21 protein-coding genes are annotated in these 21,417 nt (G+C 47.0%); 10 read left to right on the forward strand and 11 right to left on the reverse strand.

Annotation, left to right across the window (positions count from 1 at the left end):
* Nucleotides 1-9: 9 nt before the first annotated feature.
* A complete protein-coding gene (locus tag BUQ91_RS00535) occupies nucleotides 10-501 on the reverse strand; it encodes a hypothetical protein (RefSeq protein ID WP_074207754.1) in 492 nt (163 codons plus the stop codon).
* 193 nt (nucleotides 502-694) lie between these two features.
* On the opposite strand from BUQ91_RS00535, the gene BUQ91_RS00540 reads away from it, so the two are divergent.
* The 6 genes from BUQ91_RS00540 to BUQ91_RS00565 all read left to right on the forward strand — a co-directional run bounded on the left by BUQ91_RS00540 (nucleotide 695) and on the right by BUQ91_RS00565 (nucleotide 5,510).
* Nucleotides 695-1,528: a hypothetical protein gene (locus BUQ91_RS00540; RefSeq protein WP_254842187.1), complete on the forward strand. Its 834-nt coding sequence runs from the start codon at nucleotides 695-697 to the stop codon at nucleotides 1,526-1,528.
* A gap of 11 nt (nucleotides 1,529-1,539) precedes the next feature.
* On the forward strand, nucleotides 1,540-2,481 hold the full coding sequence (locus BUQ91_RS00545) for a hypothetical protein (protein ID WP_139299660.1): 942 nt from the start codon (nucleotides 1,540-1,542) through the stop codon (nucleotides 2,479-2,481).
* Between the two features lie 10 nt (nucleotides 2,482-2,491).
* Nucleotides 2,492-2,896, forward strand: a complete 405-nt coding sequence (locus BUQ91_RS00550) for a GNAT family N-acetyltransferase (RefSeq protein WP_074207756.1) — start codon at nucleotides 2,492-2,494, stop codon at nucleotides 2,894-2,896.
* 67 nt (nucleotides 2,897-2,963) lie between these two features.
* The gene (locus tag BUQ91_RS00555) at nucleotides 2,964-3,596 is read left to right on the forward strand and encodes a GyrI-like domain-containing protein (protein ID WP_074207757.1); all 633 of its coding nucleotides are present in this window, start codon (nucleotides 2,964-2,966) and stop codon (nucleotides 3,594-3,596) included.
* A 2-nt stretch (nucleotides 3,597-3,598) separates the two neighbouring features.
* Nucleotides 3,599-3,844 (forward strand): DUF3781 domain-containing protein, encoded by a 246-nt coding sequence (locus BUQ91_RS00560; protein WP_074207758.1) that lies wholly within the window; start codon nucleotides 3,599-3,601, stop codon nucleotides 3,842-3,844.
* A gap of 1 nt (nucleotide 3,845) precedes the next feature.
* Nucleotides 3,846-5,510 carry a beta-galactosidase gene (locus BUQ91_RS00565; RefSeq protein WP_074207759.1) on the forward strand — a complete coding sequence of 555 codons (1,665 nt, stop codon included), beginning with the start codon at nucleotides 3,846-3,848 and terminating at the stop codon, nucleotides 5,508-5,510.
* 52 nt (nucleotides 5,511-5,562) lie between these two features.
* Here the strand turns inward: BUQ91_RS00565 and BUQ91_RS15800 are convergent, their stop codons facing one another.
* The 4 genes from BUQ91_RS15800 to BUQ91_RS00575 form a co-directional block, all read right to left on the reverse strand.
* Nucleotides 5,563-5,835: a hypothetical protein gene (locus BUQ91_RS15800; RefSeq protein ID WP_217693433.1), complete on the reverse strand. Its 273-nt coding sequence runs from the start codon at nucleotides 5,833-5,835 to the stop codon at nucleotides 5,563-5,565.
* 31 nt (nucleotides 5,836-5,866) lie between these two features.
* Complete coding sequence (locus BUQ91_RS00570; protein ID WP_217693434.1) at nucleotides 5,867-6,523, reverse strand: ORF6N domain-containing protein; 657 nt, start codon at nucleotides 6,521-6,523, stop codon at nucleotides 5,867-5,869.
* Between the two features lie 3 nt (nucleotides 6,524-6,526).
* Nucleotides 6,527-6,700: a hypothetical protein gene (locus BUQ91_RS15625; RefSeq protein ID WP_175566579.1), complete on the reverse strand. Its 174-nt coding sequence runs from the start codon at nucleotides 6,698-6,700 to the stop codon at nucleotides 6,527-6,529.
* 407 nt (nucleotides 6,701-7,107) lie between these two features.
* Complete coding sequence (locus BUQ91_RS00575; RefSeq protein ID WP_074207760.1) at nucleotides 7,108-7,737, reverse strand: hypothetical protein; 630 nt, start codon at nucleotides 7,735-7,737, stop codon at nucleotides 7,108-7,110.
* Between the two features lie 469 nt (nucleotides 7,738-8,206).
* Between BUQ91_RS00575 and thrS the strand changes: the two genes are divergently transcribed.
* Entirely contained in the window at nucleotides 8,207-10,144 is a 1,938-nt protein-coding gene (thrS, locus tag BUQ91_RS00585; protein ID WP_074208894.1) for a threonine--tRNA ligase, read from the forward strand.
* A gap of 114 nt (nucleotides 10,145-10,258) precedes the next feature.
* On the opposite strand, the gene BUQ91_RS00590 is transcribed toward thrS, so the two are convergent.
* Nucleotides 10,259-12,967, reverse strand: coding sequence for a TIGR02171 family lipoprotein (locus tag BUQ91_RS00590; RefSeq protein ID WP_074207762.1), 2,709 nt, complete (start codon nucleotides 12,965-12,967; stop codon nucleotides 10,259-10,261).
* 107 nt (nucleotides 12,968-13,074) lie between these two features.
* On the reverse strand, nucleotides 13,075-13,236 hold the full coding sequence (rd, locus tag BUQ91_RS00595) for a rubredoxin (protein ID WP_072830309.1): 162 nt from the start codon (nucleotides 13,234-13,236) through the stop codon (nucleotides 13,075-13,077).
* Nucleotides 13,237-13,314: 78 nt separating this feature from the next.
* On the opposite strand from rd, the gene BUQ91_RS00600 reads away from it, so the two are divergent.
* On the forward strand, nucleotides 13,315-13,998 hold the full coding sequence (locus BUQ91_RS00600; protein ID WP_254842188.1) for a 4'-phosphopantetheinyl transferase family protein: 684 nt from the start codon (nucleotides 13,315-13,317) through the stop codon (nucleotides 13,996-13,998).
* A gap of 127 nt (nucleotides 13,999-14,125) precedes the next feature.
* Here the strand turns inward: BUQ91_RS00600 and BUQ91_RS00605 are convergent, their stop codons facing one another.
* Both BUQ91_RS00605 and ybaK read right to left on the reverse strand, forming a co-directional pair.
* Nucleotides 14,126-15,193, reverse strand: a complete 1,068-nt coding sequence (locus BUQ91_RS00605) for a glycoside hydrolase family 16 protein (protein WP_254842189.1) — start codon at nucleotides 15,191-15,193, stop codon at nucleotides 14,126-14,128.
* 20 nt (nucleotides 15,194-15,213) lie between these two features.
* Nucleotides 15,214-15,717, reverse strand: a complete 504-nt coding sequence (ybaK, locus tag BUQ91_RS00610) for a Cys-tRNA(Pro) deacylase (protein WP_074207763.1) — start codon at nucleotides 15,715-15,717, stop codon at nucleotides 15,214-15,216.
* A gap of 143 nt (nucleotides 15,718-15,860) precedes the next feature.
* Here ybaK and BUQ91_RS00615 point away from each other — a divergent pair, with 143 nt between their 5' ends.
* Nucleotides 15,861-16,730 (forward strand): sensor domain-containing diguanylate cyclase, encoded by an 870-nt coding sequence (locus BUQ91_RS00615; protein ID WP_072830313.1) that lies wholly within the window; start codon nucleotides 15,861-15,863, stop codon nucleotides 16,728-16,730.
* A 25-nt stretch (nucleotides 16,731-16,755) separates the two neighbouring features.
* Complete coding sequence (locus tag BUQ91_RS00620) at nucleotides 16,756-17,733, forward strand: Gfo/Idh/MocA family protein (protein ID WP_074207764.1); 978 nt, start codon at nucleotides 16,756-16,758, stop codon at nucleotides 17,731-17,733.
* 58 nt (nucleotides 17,734-17,791) lie between these two features.
* Here the strand turns inward: BUQ91_RS00620 and BUQ91_RS00625 are convergent, their stop codons facing one another.
* A complete protein-coding gene (locus BUQ91_RS00625; RefSeq protein WP_074207765.1) occupies nucleotides 17,792-20,266 on the reverse strand; it encodes a glycogen/starch/alpha-glucan phosphorylase in 2,475 nt (824 codons plus the stop codon).
* Nucleotides 20,267-20,393: 127 nt separating this feature from the next.
* Nucleotides 20,394-21,413 (reverse strand): helix-turn-helix transcriptional regulator, encoded by a 1,020-nt coding sequence (locus BUQ91_RS00630; protein ID WP_074207766.1) that lies wholly within the window; start codon nucleotides 21,411-21,413, stop codon nucleotides 20,394-20,396.
* Nucleotides 21,414-21,417: the final 4 nt, after the last annotated feature.

A 21,417-nucleotide genomic window follows, 5' to 3' on the forward strand; every position in this document is an offset into this window, starting at 1 on the left:
AACGCTTGACTATCGGTCTCCGTAAAAAAGCTGCGTGTTGCGATGCCATGCTACTTTACGATAAGCAGGCTCCAACAGCGAATCGTTTTCGTTCATAAAGAACGTGTGCTTTTTCGTGCACATGGACACCAATTGCACGCAATAACGCGCAGTCGCTTCTGTGTGGTGCTTTCTGTGGAAGCACGAAAGCGTAAGCAAGTGGTCGTTTTCCATCGCTTTTTCAACAGCGCCACGATAAATGCGGGGGAGGCTGCACCCGCGAATCCAGACCGCAAACGCTCCGTTCGCAAGCGCGATATCTAAAATGCGACGCTCCGCATCCGAATGGAACGTGCCCACAAGACATTGATGATATCGTCCCATTTCTGTGGCCCATTGCTCCAGTCGATAATCATCTGCGTCAAAATCTCTCGACGCGAAAACACCGATTTTCGTTTCTGGCCCATACCACAAGCGTTTTGCCCCTGCTGTGTTGATGCCGATAAGTTTGATTCTGTTCATGTTTTTGCTCCCTTAAAAAATAAAGACCGCCCCGCTTGCGCGGACTGCGATCTAATAACATCACCTTTTCTGGTGCTAAACGTAATATACAATTAAAATTTGAGAAAAACAAGTGCTGCAATTTTTTGCAAAACTGTGTGCGAATTTGCGACGCCTCTTGCGCATGCTGTTTGACTTTTGTATGTTATGCCATATGAAGTTTAAGCTCGTTTTGAAAATTGCTATACCTATTTTGCTTATTTTGATTGCAGGAACACTTTTCTTTCTGTACTATAGCAATCGTATTCCTGAAAATGCTTTGGTGTATTATCGCATTAAAGATCACAAGGGCGAAATTTCAGTATGGCGTGCTTCTAACTGCAAGATAAAAGGGAATGAATTTCAGTGCCATGCAGAACTGTGTCCCGATGATAAATTTAAAGGTTATCCACTTTCGCGGAAATATAAACCGGACACAAATACGTATCAAGATACGGCCTACATAAATTTAAATTTTGGTCTGTTTAAGAAAACGAGTTATATCCCTCGTCCTGTATATGCAAAATTTGACACCGCTTATTTTAAAAAACAATTTGCCTCGGTAAAGGAAGCTTTCCCTTGTTCTCATTCAAAAAAGTTTTCGTCTCCTTATGAGTTGACTGCCATTGATTTGCCTAGAGGCGTGACTTTTTATGAACCGGGAAAGAAAAAAGACTCCAAAAAATCTGCAAAGTCAAAAGAAAAAATCGAACGCAAAGATTCCTTAAGCACGAATATCAAGACGGAGTCTGTAATACATTCTGTTTCTATTTCATGTCCTGTGATGCGTATGCATTCGTTTCCGCACTATACGTGTTATTGCGGCAATTATCCAACTTATTGCGGAAATCCTAAATACACGAATATGCCAGCACTTCCAGAATCTCATTTTTATGCGATGGACGTATTGTCTTTGAAGGATAGCTCTTTCACTTGGAAATTGATATACAAGACTCCGTACAGCAAAGCCGATACGCTAGTGGTTACAACGATAGTCAAAAGAGAGTGATGTTAAATTGTATGAAACAGTTTGTTTTTATTTGGCTATTTGTTTTGCTTTTGCCGTTCTATGTGGCTGCAAAAGAACTTACCGCAATTGGGTTTGTGGAAGATAAAAAGGCTTTTGATCTTGATGGAAATTATATCCGTTTGGCGTTTGTCCGGACTGATAAAGGGTGGTTTCCATCGTGTGATTTTTCTGAAGGCGATGATGCAGGTGGAATTTTTAAAAATATAAAGTCCTGTTCGCATAAAATCATGAAGCAATCATGGCAAGTGATAAATGCCGACGGAAACCGCGTAGAGGCGGGAACGTTGGAGTTTATGCGCCGCACATGGCGTGAAATTGGACTTGCAAAAAGTTCGCGTTCAATAGAAAATGAAATTCAATTTGATTCTTTAAATCGTTCCCTAGAAACATGGAAGGAAAATGGAAAAAGGATGCTCCCATTACTGGCGATCCCGCTTGGAACGAATGTTGAAAAAATAGAACCCATTGCAATGAACAGTTCTGCTGAACAAAAAATAAAGGATAAACTTGTAAAGCAGTACTTTAGAAAGAAACGGACTATTTGCAAATGTGATTATAACGAAAATCTTATCTCTGAAAGAGATGCCAAGTCAAGCGATGTCGTTATCAAACCGTTAGTAGGGTATAAGGATAACGTATCTTTTTATGAGGTACTTATCCCGGACACTTCTGGTTGCGGCATCTTGGATGACGGAATGGAATTGATGGCTGTAAAGAATGGCAAAGTTGTAAATCTTACGGAATCATCTGGAATGGCTGATGACCGCCCGACTACAACTGCAATGACCCTATTCAATAGATATGTCATTTCAACGAAAAAAATGCAAGATACCGTATATGTGTTCTTTGCTGGTGGCTATAATTTGGACGGCTACGTTCTGCTGGATTCTGAATTGAACGTGCGCGGAATTAGCACGTGGAATTATCATTAAGAGAAAAAATATGAGCATTACTTATAAAAACACTCACGAATTCACTGAACAGGATTTAAAAGACCTGTTCCTTTCCGTTGAATGGTCATCGGGACATTTCCCCGATAAGCTCGTGGTCGCGATGAAGAATTTCAAAACCGTCATTTCGGCTTGGGACGGCGAAACGCTCGTCGGCATGATTTGCGCTATGGACGACGGCATCATGAACGCCTACGTGCATTACCTGCTCGTGCGCCCCGAATACCAGGGCCAAAGCATCGGCAAGGAACTCGTGGAACGTGTCAAGGAAATCTACAAGAACTACCTGCGCGTAGTCGTGGTCGCCTACAACGAAGAACTCGCCTTCTATGAGCATTGCGGTTTCAAGAAAGCCGACGACGCAAGCCCTATGTTCATTACCAGCTTGTGGACGTAGGTGGAAAAACGTCATTGCGAGGAACCGTAGGTGACGCGGCGATCTATGGATTAAAAAAGGAGAAAATATGCCATTTGATTTTAAAAAAGAATTCAAGGAATTTTATCTGCCGAAGAACAAACCGGAAATCGTCACGGTGCCGAAAGCGAACTTTATTACTGTTCGCGGCAAGGGTGACCCGAATGAAGAAGGTGGTGCTTATCAGCGTGCTTTGAACGTACTTTATGCGGTTGCATACACTCTTAAAATGAGTTACAAGACGGACTATAAAATCGAAGGCTTCTTTGAATATGTCGTTCCGCCGCTGGAAGGTTTCTGGTGGCAAGACGGAGTCGATGGTGTTAATTACTCCGACAAGTCTTCGTTCAATTGGATTTCTGCAATTCGCCTGCCAGATTTTGTAACGCAAAAAGATTTTGATTGGGCTGTAGAAACAGCAGCGAAAAAGAAAAAACTTGATTGCTTGCTCGCAAAATTTGAAACTATAGACGAAGGTCTGTGTGTACAAATGATGCATCTCGGTTCTTATGATGATGAACCCGCTAGCGTAAAGCTCATGGATGATTTTATTGCGAAAAATGGCTACGTGAACGACATAAATGGCGACCGCCTTCATCATGAAATTTATCTTTCCGATCCGCGAAAAACTGCGCCAGAAAAGTGGAAAACTGTGATTCGTCACCCGATCAAGAAGGTGTAAAAATGGACGACAAAAAGATTCTGCTCGACAATATCGAAAAAGTCCACACGACCGAAATGGGCGTGGACCGCATCAAGCGTAATCTAAAGCTTGGTGATGTCGATGTTGTGGAATTTTGCAAAGGCAAAATTCTGGACAGCCGTTGCGATATCTACAAGCAGGGCAAAAACTGGTACTGCGAAATTGACGGTATCAAGATAACCGTAAACTCGTTCAGCTATACGATTATTACAGCCCATAAGGTGTAAAATGAAAAGATTCGCGTTGCTTGGAGTGATTGCTTTTGCAGCTGTTGGGATCGTTGCTTGTGGTGACGATGGAAATGGTGCTGCACCTGTGGGTGGCGAAAATAGTTCGTCATCTGTCGCGGAATCTTCGGCGGCAATGTCCTCATCGGTGGTTGCGAATTCGAGCAGTTCGGTAACGCTATATTCGTCCGCAGAAATCTCGTCGAGTACATCTGTCGATACGCTCAGAATCACATACGCTCTCAAACCTTTTGATGGGCCTCTTGCCAACCCACATAAGGGCTTCACAGTCCCGACGGAAGGTACATGGGTTTTTGTCCCTGAATTTGAATATGGCCCTTACGGTTCCTTGAACAATAGGGCTTGGGACTTGGTTACTTACGGATCCGGTTACCAAAAGTGGAATAAATTAAATCCAGCCAAAGGTGTTTACGATTGGACGGAACTAGACAAGTTGTTGGATGCGCTCGCGGAACATAATATGGGCTACGCCTTGCGTGTGCTTCCGTATTCGCCGTCCTTTGTCAAGGGCAATGACACGCCTGAAGAAGATTACGACTGGACTCCGAAATTTGTTTATGAATCGGGTGCGAAGAAAATTACCGCCACTGTGCAGTGGAACGGCTACCGCGCCACAGTTCCCGTTTGGGACGATCCGGTTTATTTGCAGGCAGCAAAAGATTTTGGAACTGCCTTGGCGAAAAAGTACGATGGCGATCCGCGAATCGAATACATCGACATCCGCTCCTTTGGCGAGTGGGGCGAATGGCACGCCTCGCACCTGAACGGCAGCGAAATGCCTTCGGAAGCGGTTCAAATAGAAATGCTGGACCATTATGCTTCCGTTTTCAAAAAGACCTTGCTGGTCTTGCCATCAAGTGGGATGGGGAATGTCTATACGCATGCGCTTTGCCTCGGCATCACCAAGCGCGATGATGGATTCATCAGCATTCTCGGTAGGCCCGATTCGTTGGTGCGTGCTTATGAGGCCAACTTGCCGACCATCGCCGAGAATCAAGCCGGTTACGCCACCATGCTCAACAACAATGACATCATTCCTGGTGGGTATCTCAAGTGGACGCCGCAGCGTTGGGTGGATGCCATCACGACGGCTCATTTGACCTATTATGTGCTAGATCAGGATAGCGACGAAGGCTACAAATTCTACAAGGAAAACAAGGCCCTCGCCGATTCCATGAGCAAAGTAATCGGGTATAATTTTAGGGTCGTGAGCGCAGAACTTGTGAATGTTACGGGGGCTGCAGGGATCGCCGCTGTAAATGCCGCGAATGCTTCTGTTGCAAGTACTGCCGCGACGAGCACGCTGAACATAACTGTAAAAAATACAGGCGTGGCTCCATGCTTCTTTGATGTGTACCTAGTTGCGGAATTTGTCGATAGTACAGGAACTGCATTGGCACAGCTCGGAAAAACGTTGCGCATTCCTAAGGGAACCTTTAAGGATGGAATGTCGCAGAAATTTTCGTTCTCCGGCAACCTCCCTGCTGATGGTACGGCGTCATCGGATGCGTCTGCGCAAACCACCATTCGCATCGCGCTTTCCCTCTACGAAAGTGAAGATGCCTTTAAGAACGGCAAGAATCCCACCGTTCGTTTCGACAACGACGGCCTTTTGCAGAATGCCAAATTGCTGCTGAAAGAGTGATGTTCAAGGTCACAATTTGTGACCTTAAAGTTTTAGGAAAGAACAACATTCATCATCTTAGATTTGCTAAAATCATGGGAATTAGCGTCTTGGGGGCATCCATCTTGCTAAAGGCAAAGCATTGTTTACCCAAGTCCTTCAGTGAAGCACCGATGAGATAAAGATCCTTGTTGTCGATAATCAAAAAGCGGTCGTGCATCTTTTGGGTATAGTCCATAGATGCTGTCGGATACTGCTTATTGAACTGTTCAACATCAGCCTGCCGTAATTCCGCTTTCGGGTGCGTATAAATCTTGACCGAGACATTCTTTTGCTTTACAGACAATCTCTCCAAAACAGATAAATCTACATATCCGTCAATAAGGACGATTTCTTTTTTTTGCCGTCTTGATGATGTTCTGGAAGAATGCGTAAGCATCGAAAATTTGTCCCTTGAAGAAAACGCCTTCCTTCGCCTTTTGAGGTGACGAATCCAACACATGGAATATCTTCGAAAAGTTTTCGTCAATCTTCCTGAATTTAGTTTCATGCTCCAAAAATTTCGCATCGACCTTATTTTCTACCGCATCCAGGCGACTTGCAATTGCGATGTTCCTATGCAAATAATGGCGCATCTGGACAAAGGCATTCATAATTTCAATGCTGACCTTAATCGCCTTTTCGCTACGAAGAACCGCCGAAAGCATGGCAACGCCCTGTTCCGTAAAGGCATAAGGGGCATAACGTAATCCTTTTTGGTCTGATTTGGAGGTCGCAAATTGCGACCTCCAATGCGCGAACTCCTCGTTATCCAATTGGAACATAAACATTTCAGGAAATCTTTCGCTATTTCGATTTACCTGTTCTTTCAAGCGCTTCGTTTCCACGCCATACAACTCCGCAATGTCTCGGTCAATCATTACTTGAACATCGCGAATAACCACAATTTTGCTCGCAATTTGCGAATTGGCCAATTTGGAGGTCGCAAATTGTGACCTCCAAACGGTTTCAGATTGGACAATATTCTTTTTCATTTTTTATCCTCTCGGATAGCGCAATTTCGTTCCACACTTAGGGCAACGCAGAACAAGTTCCTTAAGCCTTTTGATTTCGGCATCCTTTTCTTCCAGCACCTTGGCAAAATCTCCGATAGCGTTTTGCCCGCCCAAATTCGGCCCGCCATTAAATTTTCCGAAAACATCTTCAAACATGATTACTCCTTATAAATTTTGGTTAAACATCGCCATTGGGCGACATTTTGACAGGCCGTTGCGATTACGCTAAAAAACAGCGCACAACATGCCCTTGCTTATTTGTTATGTATTGAAAATTTCCACGCCCTGCGCGGAATGGGATGATCTTGCAATCCTGTTGGCGGGGGCTTTCCCCGGCGTTACCTGGCACCCGCCTTGGCGAGCGCTCTCGAGTAGGTCATGTTCCTACCAGCTATCCAACAGGACCATCAAGAAAGTTGATGGGCCCCGCCGCGAATGCACGTACGGACCCAAAGGTCTATGTCGACTGTCACGAGGATTATCGAATATCAGCTACAATATATACAAATAGATTGTCGAAGTCAAGGGCTTCTAATTTACTGAATCTCTAATGGTCTGCGGCTTTACCCTGAGCCAAATAGACCTAGTTGAACAAAGAACCTGTATTTGAAATCTTCGGCGAAGTTCTTTTCGAAACGGATTCCCGTGTCCAGAAAATATCCCGTTGTTCCTCTAGAGGGTTTCATTGAAAATCGTAAACTTAAATCGTTCGTGTAGGTGAAGCTTCGCATATGGAAACCTTCTTGAATCACATGCGTTGTAAAATGGTTTTGGTCGTTAATACCAAGCCATGAACCCGGTACAAGGGGGATGTAAACCATTCCGCACCAGATAAAGAGTGGTGCCAAAACCAAAATGCCAGGGCCTTCTGATTCTGAACCTGTTATTTTGTTTGCGATAGCGTCAATTCCATTGAAAAGAAACCATATACTCGCGGCAAACAAAGCGTCGTCGGATGCTCCGATATCGTCAACCCTTAAATGGAGCGGGTCATATCCAATATGGATTCTGTACCCATCCGTAATATTGATTGGTAAAACGTCAAGAAAAGTAAAAATGGAAAAGTCAAATACATCAGGTGTCGCGTAGCTGGCACTAAAGCCTAAGGCTCTAGGCATGTATTCTTCATTATGATGCTCAAGCATCCTATCCAATTGTTCTTCTTCTGACAGGCCTTTCTTTTCTTGGGCCATGACGTTGCTGCAAATACAAAGGACGATAATGCCTGCAATTCGCAGCAAAAATCGTTGAGTTTGTATGTGAAGTACTGCCATGCATTTAAATATAACAATGGAGTTGGAGTCTTAGGGGTGTCCCCTAGGCGAAGGGGTTGCGGAAAACGCCGAAGGCGGTTGAAGCGTGGGGACAACTGTCCAAGGCGAGAGTCGCGACAGGTTGCTTGCAAACTGGCATGACCGAGCCGAACAGTTGGGGATTGAGCGCAGCGAAAGACCAAGGCTTTCCCCTCCTTTTTTGTATGGATTGCTTCGTCATTTCATTCCTCGCAATGACGTTTTTCGGGTCAATTTTCGATTACATTTCCTAACCACTAATCACCAACCACTAGCCACACTTATAGTCTTTTTCTATCTTACGCCTCACCGCCAGATGTCGTATTTCTGGGGAACCGGGCGAGAACCGCCCATGAAAAAGGAAATTATTATGTCTCAAATCGAACTCACCTTCCCCGATGGCTCCGTACGTTCCGTAGCATCGGGCACCACCGGCCTCGAAATTGCAAAGGGCATTTCCGAAGGTCTTGCACGCAAGGCGCTTGGCGTCAAACTCGGCGATAAGGTCCTCGACCTCACGCGCCCGCTCACCGAGAGCGGCACCATCAAGATTATCACGCCGAGCAACGACGACCCGGATGCACTTTACCTGCTCCGCCACAGCTGCAGCCACGTGCTTGCCGAAGCCATCTGCGACCTGTTCCCGGGCACCAAGCTCGCCTACGGTCCGGCTATCGAAAAGGGTTTCTACTACGATTTGATGACACCGACCCCGATCCAGCAGTCGGATTTCGAGCGCATCGAAAAGCGCATGAAGGAAATCATCAAGGAAGACCGTCCGTTCGTGCGTTGCGAAGTCAGCGCAGAAGATGGCCTGAAGCGCACCGAAGGCGACAAGTACAAGACCGATAACGCCCAGCGCGCACTCGCCCGCGAAGGTAGCGATGGTACGCTCAGCTTCTATGTGACTGGCGAACCGGGCAAGAACTTTGAAGACCTCTGCGCCGGTCCTCATGTGCCTTCTACTGGCAAGCTCAAGAATTTCAAGGTGCTCTCCATGTCTGGTGCATACTGGCATGGCGACCAGAACAGCGACCAGCTGACCCGCGTGTACGGTACTTGCTTTGCTGACAAGGAAGGTCTCGAAACTTATTTGAAGTTCCTCGAAGAAGCCGAAAAGCGCGACCACCGCAAGATTGGTAAGGAAATGGACCTCTACCACATTGAAGACCATTCTCCGGGCATGGTGTTCTGGCACCCGAAGGGCACCAAGATGGTGAACGCCCTTAAGGACTACATCCGCGGAAAGATTGACCGTCGTGGCTACCTCGAAGTGATCACGCCGGAAATCGTGAACAAGACTTTGTGGATCAAGTCCGGCCACGCCGACAAGTACAACGAGAACATGTTCAAGACGCTCGCTGGCGACGTGGAAATGGCTGTGAAGCCGATGAACTGCCCCTGCCACATCCAGATTTTCAACACGGGTCTGCGCAGCTGGCGTGACCTGCCTATGCGCCTCGCCGAATTCGGTAAGTGCCACCGTTACGAACCTGCCGGTACCATGCACGGCCTGATGCGCGTGCGCGGCTTTGTGCAGGACGACGCCCACATCTTCTGTACCGAAGACCAGATTGCAAGCGAAGTGGCCGACTTCTGCGCCCTCGTCAAGGAAATCTACCACGACTTCGGTTTCGACGATATCGTGGTGAAGTTCTCCACCCGCCCGGAAAAGCGCGTGGGTTCTGACGAAATTTGGGACAAGGCTGAAGCCGCCCTCGCCGAAGCGACGAAGCTCGCTGGCCTCGACTATATTTTGAACCCGGGCGAAGGCGCCTTCTACGGCCCGAAGCTCGAATTCACGCTGAAGGACTCCCTCGGACGTGACTGGCAGTGCGGTACCATCCAGGTTGACTTCAACCTCCCGCAGCGTCTCGGTGCCGAGTATGTCGGCAAGGACAACCAGAAGCATATTCCGGTGATGTTGCACCGCGCCGCCGTGGGTTCCATCGAACGCTTCCTCGGCATTTTGATCGAAGAATTCATGGGTGATTTCCCGCTGTGGCTCGCTCCGGTTCAGGCCCGCGTGCTCCCGATTTCCGAGAAGTTCGTTGACTACGCGAAGCAGGTCGAGAAGGAACTCGTGAACGCCGGCGTCCGCGTGGAAGTGGATGAGTCGAATGAGAAACTCGGCTACAAGATCCGCCAGTGCGAACTCCAGAAGATTCCGTACAAGATTATTGTAGGTGAAAAGGAACAGGCAGAAGGTCTCATCGCTGTCAACAAGAGAAAGGAAGGTGACAAGGGTCAGATGACTGTCGCCCAGTTCCTCGAAATGACCGCAGATGACAGAAAAGTCGTTCGCTAGTCAATAACCGAAAAACATTCGCAAACGTAGGTTCCTTTGAGCCTACGTTTTTTTTATGCCGTTTTTCTGTAAAATTGACATGCGCCTGTACGAAGATAATTGACCGGCATTCCCTTATTTCAAATCAATTTTAAGCGCTTTTATGAGCGAATCTAAACGATTTGTGAGTTTTTTAGCTCCCGTGTCCGAAAGATGGTCGCAGTTGAGGGCGTCAATGTCTTCGTAATCGTGATTTCCCATCTTGTTTTCGTCCATCAATTTAAAGTTCGAGTATTTTTCTTCGTACTTTTGAATTTTTTCAATCATTTCCTTCGCGACTGAGCGACGGAGCCCATATCGCCCGAATGCCCCTGTTTCCTTGTAGCCGGGGGATTGCGGGAAGATGACTCCGATGATGAAAATATTATGTTCTTTGGCTTCTTGGATGAATGCTTCCACTTCTTCGAGCAACATGTCGGTGGGGTGCTTATTTGCAATGTCCATGTATGTGGAGTCCACGTAAATGGGGCTTCCTTGCCATCCTTCGCCGGGGCCTTCGACATGGCCAAGCATCTCTTGTTCCGTTTCTCTGATTTCGCTGTTTTCGCCGTAGGAATCGCGTGTGAGTTCGTATAAGCCTTTGGGGTATCCTTCGGGCCAGAATTTGTGAGATTCATCGTAAACGAATCCGGGAGAGTGAACAAAAATGAGATCCCAGAAACTGGGCATTTCGTAATGACGCCAAAATAAAATGTCTAGGTCAAGCGAGATAACCGCAACTTTGAATTTGGGTAAAAGGTTGGCTCCATATCCAAAGAAAATTCTTCTTGCAACGGACAAGTCTACTGCGGCATTGGACATGTTGATTGAGAAGATATTTTTGTTCTTGTTTAAAATGATCGGGTTGATGCCTGCCCATGGTCTAGAGGAACCCGAAATTAAAACATTGATGGAATCGCGGTGCTTGTAAAGTAATTCCAAATCGTAGCGGGTCATTGTTGTGCTCATGTCGCCTGAGTAGGGGCAGTTGAGCTCGTATTGCCCGGCACTGTCAACGTCCAATGATGTTTCGAAATTCTGGAGTTTGCCAATCCAAAAATCTGGATGCCACAGTTCCGTGCCGTTTGCAATTTCTGTAATGCTGGAATCGTTTGTATTTACCAGGACAATTTTAGGATGTTCGCCGTTTATGTTTGTGAGTGTTGCAACTGCAAGATTTTCGCTGTTGTGTACCCATTCTGTATGGTCGAATGTGTAGCCTTTCGGTGCAGGAATCATCTTTATAAGTTTGCCTGTGCTATCGGCAATCAATAACTGTTCGTGGGTAGTGTACTTGTGCCCCGAGAATTCCTTTCCGGTGTTTCCGCCAAAGTCCAAGAATAAAGTCTGCTTTGTCAATTCAGAGAAGGAGGCGTTGCACGCTTGTTCTTTGTTGTACCAAATTTCGTTCTTGTCGTTGATATGTGCACGGAGCAATCTTGCTCCCGAGACGGCGAACTTTTCGTCGGTGCTGATGCCTCCATTGAATGTTCCGTCAAGAATTTTTCTTGGCTTTCCGAATTTTCCGCCAGCAAAAGGAACACTCCATGTAGCTTCTTTTTTCCATGCCGTTTCATCGGAATTATTTTCGGTGCTTGACACATAAACGATTTCGGTGTCGGCTCCGACTACGCGCCAGCGCGGAATTGCAGCGCTTTCTACATCGAGCTTGATTTTGTCGGCTTCAATGGAATCGAGTCGTTGAACGTAAAGCGAGGAATTTCCAGAAATACCCTCGTACTTTGTTGAAAATGCAACAAGGTTCCCGTTGGGCGAAAGCGTGGGATGGTAGGCGTCAACCGAGTCTTCGATTTCTTTGACAGTGGGCGTTCCGTTTGCAAAATTGACAAAAGCAATGTTTCCTGTTTCGTCATTGCGGAAAACGAGTTTGTTCTGGTATGTTTTCGTCGATTTTTTCAGCAATGCAGATGTCGTGAGAACATTGATGGGTGATGCTGTGGCAATGCCCTTGGCGTTCATCCAAACTGCGTCAGGAATTTTTCCGAAGGCGAGTCTGAATCCAACATAGTTGGCCTTGGTTGATGAAGTGACTGTATAAACATCTCCGCGGTTGTCAAGTAACGTTGCCGCGGCTTCATTTCGGTAGCTGCCGCCTTTTACGACGCGCTCTCCGACATTTCCACCATCCGGTGCTCCTGCATAGTTTGTAATAGTTGTGTCGTGGAGAACACCCATCCAGTCGTTTACCCATTCCATTGCGTTCCCAGCAAGGTCGCAAAAATCGCTTTGGGATTCTGCTGTACAGGGTTTATGTAATTTGTAATCAGAATTATCTGCGTTCCAGCCTTTTTGCGGAACCCAATTTTTTGAGGCAACTAAAGTCCACTCGGCTTCGGTCGGAAGTCTGTAAGCGTCATTTTGGGCATTGAATGTATAACCCGCTAAATCGGTGCAATGTCCTTCAGAATCAAAAGTTGCCGCGGTGTAGCTGTAGGCTGTGTCCAGTTTATCGTTTTTGCTTTTTTCGTTGGCAAAAAGTACTGCGTCGAAAAATGTCACGTTGGTTACAGGCAATTCGGGATTGTCGCATTTTATTTTCTTGATGAACTTTGTGAAATCACCACAAGTGACTTCGTGCTTGTCAAGAGAAAAATCGTATGTGAATTTAACAGTCTGTTTTGGACCCATCTTGACCGATGCGTTCGTTGCGTTTACGCGCATCATTCCGGCGTGGTTGTTGTCGCTGCGTATGGAAAATTCGTTAGAATTGCTCGAAGATGTTCCACTGTCGGAACAGCAGACCAATAGACTTGCGACAAAAAACAACACAGACTGTTTTTTCATAAAACCGAATCCTGATCTAAAGGGTTATATAAAAATACAAATTTTGAACAGGTCAAAAAAGCCGGGAAGCTTTATGCACCCGGCGCATCAACAAGTGAAACTTTCAATTATCCTTCTTTTGCGAATTCTTCTTTGCCGACACCGCAAATGGGGCAAACCCAATCTTCCGGTAAATCTTCGAAGGCGGTACCTGGTGCTACTCCGTTATCGGGGTCACCAACTGCAGGGTCATAAACGTAACCGCAAGTTTCGCATTTGTATTTGGCCATGATTTTCTCCTTGCTTTATAGTGCTTTTTTTAAACTATATAAATAAAAGAGAGAACGTTAGATTTTTATATTTTTTTTGTGCTTGAAACGACTCGAATTTACATTGCCGATATTTCTGTATTGAAGGGTGCTTCCGTTTTTGAAAGTTTTTTGAAAAAAGTTCCTGAATATCGTCAAAAAAAGGCAATGTCCTTTAAATTTGAAAAAGGTAAAACGCAGTCGCTGGGCGTTGGAATTTTACTCAAAATGGCTTGTGAAGAATCTGGTTTTGCAGGTGCTGATGAGCATATTGTGTATGGCGAAAACGGAAAGCCTTTTTTCGCTGATTTCCCGGATGTGCATTTTAATTTGTCTCATTCAGGTGAACGCGTGATGTGCGTTATTTCGCCTTTTGAGGTGGGCTGCGATGTCGAAATTATAAAGGGCGACCGTGGCCGCCTTGCCGAACGCTTCTTTAAGCCTGAAGAATCAGCTTGGATCAAACATTTCGAGACGCTTGAGGCGCAATCCGGGGCGTTTTACAGGTTGTGGACTCTTAAAGAATGTTATATGAAAGTAACGGGACGAGGCATGTCCCTTATGCCGGACATGTTTGCATTGCGTATGGATGAAAACGAGAATGTTTCGCTATTTCACGATGGCGTGCGTCCGGAATATGCGTTCCGAGAAATCGACTTGCATGACGGCTACCGTTATGCTTGTTGCATAAAGAACAATGGCAAAGACGCTCCGCAAGAAGTGAAGCGTGTAGATTTGTTTTAAAACGATTTCTCTTGCTCAGTCATCCCGGACACCGTTCTCTTTGACTACTTGCAGCTTTGCTGCTTAGTAGTCATGATCCGCGAATGGGGACGGGATCGCCTTTTTCCTATTGTCTACTTTCTTCCGTTTACTGGCTAACTCTTATATAATCGACGAGCATTTCGTTCGGGAATTGTGAATCGTCTACTTCAAAGCCGGGCCAGTTGCCTGCTACGGCAACGTTCAGCAAAAAGAAAAATGGCTTGTGGAATTCTTCGGTGTCGCCCTCGTTGCCCTCGATTAGAATCTCATGGTACATGAAATCATCGACGAACATGCGAATGTATTTCTCGTCCCACGTGAATTTATATGTGTGGAACTGCGTAATGTCAAGTTCGAATTTCTGATCGCGGTAGTTGCCGGTGTTGTTTCCGTAGGTTGCGTATTCGGCACCGTTTGCCCAGTGGTTGGTGCCGTAGATTTTGTTTTCACGGTTGACCGCTTCAATGATGTCGATTTCACCGCAGGCGGGCCATCCGACGGTGTCGAAGTTTTCGCCGAGCATCCAAAATGCGGGCCAGATTCCCTTGCCGGTTGGGAGCGCAATGCGGGCTTCTACAGTACCATATTTGAATGCAAACTTGCCTTTGGTAAGCATGCGTGCGGAGGTGTATTTTTGACCTTCGTAGTCTTCTTTTTGCGCGCGGATGTGCAAGACACCGTCCTTGACATAGGCGTTTTCCTTGCGGTCGGTGTAGTATTCCCATTCATTATTGCCCCAGCCGCTTGCTCCCGTGCCGATGTCGAATGTCCATTTGGTGGGGTCAATGGATTCACCATCGAATTCATCGTTCCAGAGGTATTGTGCAGTGGGCTCCGCACTGCTTGAAGATACCGCTTCCGCGCTGCTTGAGGAACTCGTCATGGCGGGCTTTGCCCCGCCTTCTGTGCTGCTAGACGAAGCTGTTTCAATGCTACTTGATGATTGAATAGCTATGCTGCTTGAGGAAACCGTTTTGGAACTGCTGGAGGATTGGATTATCGTGCTGCTTGATGATGTTGCGGAACTTTCGATGGCGTTTTCACTAGAGCTTGTTTCTGCGGGAATCGGTGGTTCGCAGATTTTGTCCCCAGAACATGCGGACAAAGCGGCAATTCCTAATAGGGCGATTCCCGTTGCAATACTTTTGCGAATTACTTTGTACTTATATGCCATAAAACCAACCCCTTACTTTTTTACTTTGCGTCCGGATCTTCCGGGTGGACACGTGCGATTACGCCAACCGTTGCTCGCGTTGCCTTGACCAAGTCTGTCGGCGCTACTTTCAACTGCAGACCACGTTCGCCTGCGCTTACGTAAATGTACGGGAACTGCATCGCTGTTTCGTGAATGAAAATGGGGAAGTTCTTCTTGAGCCCGAGCGGGCTGCAGCCGCCACGAATGTAACCTGTCAACGGGGTCAAATCCTTGAGCGGAACGGTGTCGATTTTTTTGTTGCCGCTCACCTTGGCAGCCCCCTTCAAATCGACTTCGAGATTGCCCGGCACAACGCAAATAAGATAACCTATCTTGTCGCCATGCACAAGAATCGTTTTGAAAACCTGGTTGATATCTTCGCCCAAACTATCGGCCACATGCTGTGCTCCAAGGTCATTTTCGTCAACCTTGTATGGGATTAGTTCGTATTGAATCTTCTGTCTGTCCAAAATGCGTGCGGCGTTAGTCTTTTTGATTTCCATAAATTCCTCAATAGCGGGTATTTTACCCTTGAATATTCCATTTTCAAATATAAATCTTTGGAGTGACCGGTTGCAATAGTCCTTAGTGAAAGCTAAATTAAAATAGTATGGTTGTATAGTATTTGGTGTAGAAGGAGTATTCTATGGACGTGATGAAGATTGACTATGACTTGTTCAAGAAAATCTTGAAAGAGATTCCGTCGAATATTTTCTTCAAGGACACCGAATGCCGTTACGTTTTTTCGACGCATTACTGGCGCCACCTTCAAGGAGCCGAGGATCCGTCGTGGGATATTGCCGGTAAGACTGACCTGGAAATCCGTAAAGATAAAGAAAATGCGAAACTCGCGATGGAACAGGATCGCGAAATCCTTCGCACGGGCAAAGGTACGCAGTACGTCATTGAAATTAATCAAGATGGCGTGACGGAATTTTTGGAACTTATTAAGAATCCGGTTCGCGATGACGATGGCAATATTATTGGTATTGTCGGTCTTATCAACAACGTAACCGAAAAAGTTTTGCTTGAAAAAAAACTTGAGATGTATGCCCACACTGACATGCTCACGGGCTTGTACAATCGAAATTATTTCGAAGAATGGGTTTCAAATTCTGTCAAGCCTGAAATGTGCCCTATGTGCGTAATTTCAGCGGATTGCGATGGCTTAAAGAGTACGAACGATTCGTATGGTCACGTTATTGGTGATGAACTGATTCGTTTGACTGCATCGCTGTTCCGTGTGGTGCTCCCGGAAAAGGCAGTGATGTTCCGCGTGGGTGGTGACGAGTTTTTCCTTGTGCTTCCGAATACGACGCAAGAGGAATGTAAAAAGTATATCGATAACATGAATGAAGTTTCTCGTGCGCTGCTCTTGAAGGGTAAGCCAATTTGTGTTTCGTTTGGCTCTTGTGAAATCCAGTCACCATCGCTTAGCTTTATGCAAGCTATGGAAATTGCGGATAAGCGAATGTACATGGAAAAAAGTACGAAGAAAGCTGAACAGAAAGAGTAATTGACGTTTGAACGATAGAAATTCCATGAAAAAAGAATACAAGGCGGTGCTATTTGGTAATGGCACCATGGGCGAACGCCATCGCAAGTTTTTTGAATATTCCGGTGTACGTTTTTTAAGAATTTTTGATTTGGACGATTTGGATAGCGCCGGCAACGTGCGTACTTCGCTCGTTGATGAATTTATTTCGAATGAAAAAATTGATTTTGCCGTGATTGCGTCTCCGGCGACAACTCATTACCTGTATGCAAAGCTTTGCCTTGAGCGGAAAATTTCGGTGTTCGTGGAAAAACCGCTTGCAACGCTTGGCGAACAAGCGCAAGAGCTCGCGGATTTGGCTATCCGCAATAATGTGATTTTGTTTGTAGCGCAGTCGGAATGTTTTAATCCAGTGTTTTTGAACTTCCGAAAGCATTTTATGGCGGAACACGGTGACGTTAAGAATGCCACCCGCAATTTCCGAGATGAAGTACGCTTGAATGAATGCGCTGAATTGAATAAGTGCGCGAATTCGTCGTTCCGTTTGGAATTCCGCCGCGAACACAAGTATTCTGCGCGTTGCCGCGATGTGAACGTGGCGCTCGATTTGCTAGTGCATGACCTAAGCCTTTGCCTTTCGATGTTCCACTATGATGATTTGAAAGTGGAAAAGTTCACGATTTCAAAAAATGAAGACCGTGCGCAAATGCAAATAAGCATTGTAAATGGTGCGCATGCTGGGGCTGAACTCGACTTTATTGTAGACCGCAATAGCGATATTGATGTGCGGACGATCTCTGTGGAATTTGCAAGAGGAGATGGTGGCCCGGCTTGCGATTACTCGGTGAGTCTTGCGCCGCATAACGAAAATGGCGAAGTTATTCATATCTCGGATTCGCTCGAAAATGAGCACAAATTCTTTTTGAAACTGATGGCTGGAGCCTGCTCTGAATGGGGTAGGCGTGCCGCGCAAAGCGCTGCGAACGCCGTCAAGCTCGCGACAATTTCTACAGCGTCATCCTAAACGAAAAAAGTCCGCGACTTTCATCGCGGACTCCCTTATATCCTTAACTGGATCCAGATTACAGCTTAATGCTGCACGGCTTGGCATTCCAGATTTCTTCAGCGTACTGCTTGATGGTACGGTCTGAGCTGAACTTGCCCATGCGAGCGACGTTGAGGATTGCCATTTCTGCCCAGTGTTTCTTGTCCTGGTAAGCTTCAGCAACCTTCTTCTGCATATCCACATAGCTGCGGAAGTCTGCGCAGAGCATGTACGGGTCATGCGAGAGCAACTTTTCTGCAATGTGCTTGAAGGTTTCCGGATGATCCGGGCTGAAGAAGCCAGAAGCGATGAGGTCGATTACGCGGCGGAGATCGTCGTCATGTTCGTAGAAGTCGCGCGGACGGTAACCCTTAGCGAGGAGGTCCGTCACTTCTTCAACGGTGAGACCGAAGATGAAGATGTTGTCGTCACCGACTTCTTCCTTCATTTCCACGTTAGCGCCGTCGAGCGTACCGATGGTGAGAGCGCCGTTCAAAGCAAACTTCATGTTACCCGTACCCGAAGCTTCGGTACCGGCGGTAGAAATCTGTTCGGAGAGGTCTGCAGCCGGAATGATCTTTTCGGCGAAGGACACGCGGTAGTTTTCGAGGAACACCATCTTGAGCTTGCCCTTGCATGCCGGATCAGCGTCGATGATAGAAGCCACAGCGTTAGCAAGACGGATAATCTGCTTAGCCATCCAGTAACCTGGAGCGGACTTACCACCAATCATGATGGTACGCGGCATGATTTCCTTGCCGTCCTTCACCTGGATGTAAAGGTGGATGGCATGGAGAATGTTCAAGAGCTGGCGCTTGTATTCATGAATACGCTTGACCTGCACATCGAAGAACGTGTTCGTGTCGACATCGACATTCTGCGTTGCCTTGAGGTACTTGGCGAGGCGTTCCTTGTTCTGCTTCTTGACTTCCATGAATTTCTTCTGGAAATCGGCGTCCTTGGCGAACTTCTCGAGCTTCTTCAGATCGTCCAAATCCTTGACCCAGGATTCACCAATCTTAGAAGTGATGAGTTCGGACATAGCCGGGTTAGCCTTGCGGACCCAACGACGCGGCGTCACGCCGTTTGTCTTGTTGTTGAACTTTTCAGGCCACAGTTCGTAGAAGTCCTTGAAGAGCGTCGTCTTCAAAAGGTCGGAGTGGAGAGCTGCCACGCCGTTCACGGCAAACGAACCCACGATGGAGAGGTATGCCATGCGGACCATCTTGCAGCCGCCTTCTTCGATAAGGCTCATGCGAGCGAGACGGTTGTTGTCGCCAGGCCACTTCATGGAAACCATGCGGAGGAAACGAGCGTTGATTTCGTAAATGATCTGGAGATGACGCGGCAAGAGCTTTTCGAACAAGCTGACCGGCCACTTTTCAAGAGCTTCCGGCATGAGCGTGTGGTTCGTATAAGCGAACGTGTGCGTCACGATGTCCCAAGCTTCGTCCCATTCGAGGTTTTCGATGTCGAGGAGGATGCGCATCATTTCGGCGATAGAGATTGCCGGGTGCGTATCGTTCAACTGGATGGCGACCTTTTCCGGGAAGAGCTTCCAGTCGTTGTTGTGGAGCTTCTTGAAGCGCTTGATGATGTCCTGCAAAGAAGCAGAGCAGAGGAAGTACTGCTGCTTGAGGCGCAGTTCCTTACCGTTCATGGAGGAGTCGTTCGGGTACAGAACCTTCGAAATCGTTTCAGAAAGTTCCATGTCCTGCACAGCGGCGATGTAGTCGCCGTTGTTGAAATAGCTGAGGCCGAAATCGTCGGCGGACTTCGCGCTCCAGAGGCGGAGGTTGTTCACCGTATTGTTCTTGTAACCCGGAATCGGTGTGTCGTAGGGGAGGGCAAGCACGTAGTCCTTCGTTTCCCAGCGGTTGCGGAGACGACCGTTTTCGTCCATCCAGCTCACCACGTAACCGTAGAACGGAACCTTGATGGCGTTTGCCGGGCGGGCGATTTCCCACGGGTTCGGAAGGCGCAGCCAGTTGTCCGGCTGTTCTTCCTGTTCACCGTTCACAATCTTCTGGCTGAACATACCGTATTCGTAACGGATGCCCATACCCGTTGCCGGGAGTTCGAGCGTTGCCATTGAGTCGAGGAAGCAAGCAGCCAAGCGACCCAAGCCACCGTTGCCGAGACCCGCATCCACTTCCTGTTCGCGGAGTTCTTCGAGCGTCATGCCGATTTCGTCGAGGGCTTCCGTCACGGCGCTTTCGACGTCGAGGTTCAACACGGAGTTGCCGAGCGTACGGCCAATCAAAAATTCGAGAGAGAGGTAATAGACGCGCTTGACGTCTTTTTCGTAATAGGTGTTCTGCGTCTTGATCCAACGGTCAACAAGACGGTCACGCACGGCGTAAGCCACAGCGAGGAACTTTTCGTGGTCCGTCACCGTGTATTTGCTGCGGGCGAGCGTGTGGTGGATGTGGTCGGTAAATGCCTTGCGGAAGGCTTCCGCGTCGGTACCGAGCACTGTAATGTCACTTGCGTTCTTGGTAGTTTTAGCCATAAATCTAACCTGCCTGGTATTGTTTATTCAATCCAAGAAAAAGTTTAGAAATTTTTACGAGATTTGCAATACGTTAATTCTGTAAACCACAGTTGTAAGCCTTTTCAGGATATGTAAAGGATGTGGGCTATCTATGGTAATATGTGCTGTGGAGGAAGTATGAAAATTCGTTTAGGCGATTGCGGAGCGAAATTGGCTTGATGACTGTAGCACTGTCTGCATACGAAAGTACCCAGCGGTATAGTAATTCGTTCGCTTCGACCTTCATCGTGACACGTAATTGTCCGTTCTTCAGCTCCTCGACTTTCATGGAGCGGTGGAAAGGCTTTTCATCAAGGTAGAATTTGGCGCTTGGGTCGAAAATGATTTCGACATCTTCTGCTTTCGGGTCTTGTGTGCCTAAAATGGCGGAGCCGAGCGTGACACGCTTGCGGAGCGTTTCAATAACTTTTGGATTTTCCTGGAATGTTTCTTTGGTGAGTTCGATGCTCTTGATGCGACGGAACTTGAGAACGTACGTCTTACCCGGATTGCTTTGCGATTCGCAGCCGATGTAAATCTCGTTTTGATAAATGATAATCATCAGCGGAATGCGCACTTTCTTTTCCACTTTTTCAGGAGTGGCGTATTCCACCAGAATTTTACGGTGATCGTGAATGGCTCGCAAAATGGTCTTGAGTTTGTCGCTCGCGTCTTCCTCGAAATTTGGTGGCGTTCCCATAAAGAGAATTTTTGTATTCAGGGCGTCGGAAACTTGCTGGAGCGCCTTTCGTTCGCTTGCTGGCAGAGTCTTGTTGATCTTTTCAAGCAATGCAAAAATCAGTTCGCTTGTCGCGGGGTAGATGTTGGCAATGCGCTGCAAGAATACGAAATGCAGCATCGTGTTTTCAAAATTCGGGAACAGCAGGCGGTCAGCCGTCTTGATGGCGGACTGATAGGCGAATGAACGCCCTTTGCCGTGCGTTTGTATGTACGCTCCGTTGTTCATGGACACGAGAAAGCTCATATCGCGTTGCACATTGCGGCGTTCTCCCTCTGGAATCTGCAACACTTCCATCAAATTACTGATGGAATAGCTCTTGTCCGGATTCGAAATCAAGTGTGCAAAAAGTTGAACAGTGCGTTCCCCACGAGTTTTCTCTGCCATAATA

Origin of the sequence: Fibrobacter sp. UWB11 (genome assembly GCF_900143015.1) — a bacterium.
Classification (GTDB): Bacteria; Fibrobacterota; Fibrobacteria; order Fibrobacterales; family Fibrobacteraceae; genus Fibrobacter.

Bases quoted from the DNA above. Each gene is read 5' to 3' on its own strand.
- BUQ91_RS00560 (WP_074207758.1), top strand. From the start codon at position 3,599: ATGGACGACAAAAAGATTCTGCTCGACAATATCGAAAAAGTCCACACG.
- BUQ91_RS00545 (WP_139299660.1), top strand. From the start codon at position 1,540: ATGAAACAGTTTGTTTTTATTTGGCTATTTGTTTTGCTTTTGCCGTTC.
- ybaK (WP_074207763.1), bottom strand. From the start codon at position 15,717: ATGGAAATCAAAAAGACTAACGCCGCACGCATTTTGGACAGACAGAAG.
- BUQ91_RS00625 (WP_074207765.1), bottom strand. From the start codon at position 20,266: ATGGCTAAAACTACCAAGAACGCAAGTGACATTACAGTGCTCGGTACC.
- BUQ91_RS00605 (WP_254842189.1), bottom strand. From the start codon at position 15,193: ATGGCATATAAGTACAAAGTAATTCGCAAAAGTATTGCAACGGGAATC.
- BUQ91_RS00550 (WP_074207756.1), top strand. From the start codon at position 2,492: ATGAGCATTACTTATAAAAACACTCACGAATTCACTGAACAGGATTTA.
- BUQ91_RS00575 (WP_074207760.1), bottom strand. From the start codon at position 7,737: ATGGCCCAAGAAAAGAAAGGCCTGTCAGAAGAAGAACAATTGGATAGG.
- BUQ91_RS00570 (WP_217693434.1), bottom strand. From the start codon at position 6,523: ATGAAAAAGAATATTGTCCAATCTGAAACCGTTTGGAGGTCACAATTT.
- rd (WP_072830309.1), bottom strand. From the start codon at position 13,236: ATGGCCAAATACAAATGCGAAACTTGCGGTTACGTTTATGACCCTGCA.
- BUQ91_RS00535 (WP_074207754.1), bottom strand. From the start codon at position 501: ATGAACAGAATCAAACTTATCGGCATCAACACAGCAGGGGCAAAACGC.
- BUQ91_RS00630 (WP_074207766.1), bottom strand. From the start codon at position 21,413: ATGGCAGAGAAAACTCGTGGGGAACGCACTGTTCAACTTTTTGCACAC.
- BUQ91_RS15625 (WP_175566579.1), bottom strand. From the start codon at position 6,700: ATGTTTGAAGATGTTTTCGGAAAATTTAATGGCGGGCCGAATTTGGGC.
- BUQ91_RS00615 (WP_072830313.1), top strand. From the start codon at position 15,861: ATGGACGTGATGAAGATTGACTATGACTTGTTCAAGAAAATCTTGAAA.
- BUQ91_RS00540 (WP_254842187.1), top strand. From the start codon at position 695: ATGAAGTTTAAGCTCGTTTTGAAAATTGCTATACCTATTTTGCTTATT.
- BUQ91_RS00590 (WP_074207762.1), bottom strand. From the start codon at position 12,967: ATGAAAAAACAGTCTGTGTTGTTTTTTGTCGCAAGTCTATTGGTCTGC.
- BUQ91_RS00565 (WP_074207759.1), top strand. From the start codon at position 3,846: ATGAAAAGATTCGCGTTGCTTGGAGTGATTGCTTTTGCAGCTGTTGGG.
- BUQ91_RS00555 (WP_074207757.1), top strand. From the start codon at position 2,964: ATGCCATTTGATTTTAAAAAAGAATTCAAGGAATTTTATCTGCCGAAG.
- thrS (WP_074208894.1), top strand. From the start codon at position 8,207: ATGTCTCAAATCGAACTCACCTTCCCCGATGGCTCCGTACGTTCCGTA.
- BUQ91_RS00620 (WP_074207764.1), top strand. From the start codon at position 16,756: ATGAAAAAAGAATACAAGGCGGTGCTATTTGGTAATGGCACCATGGGC.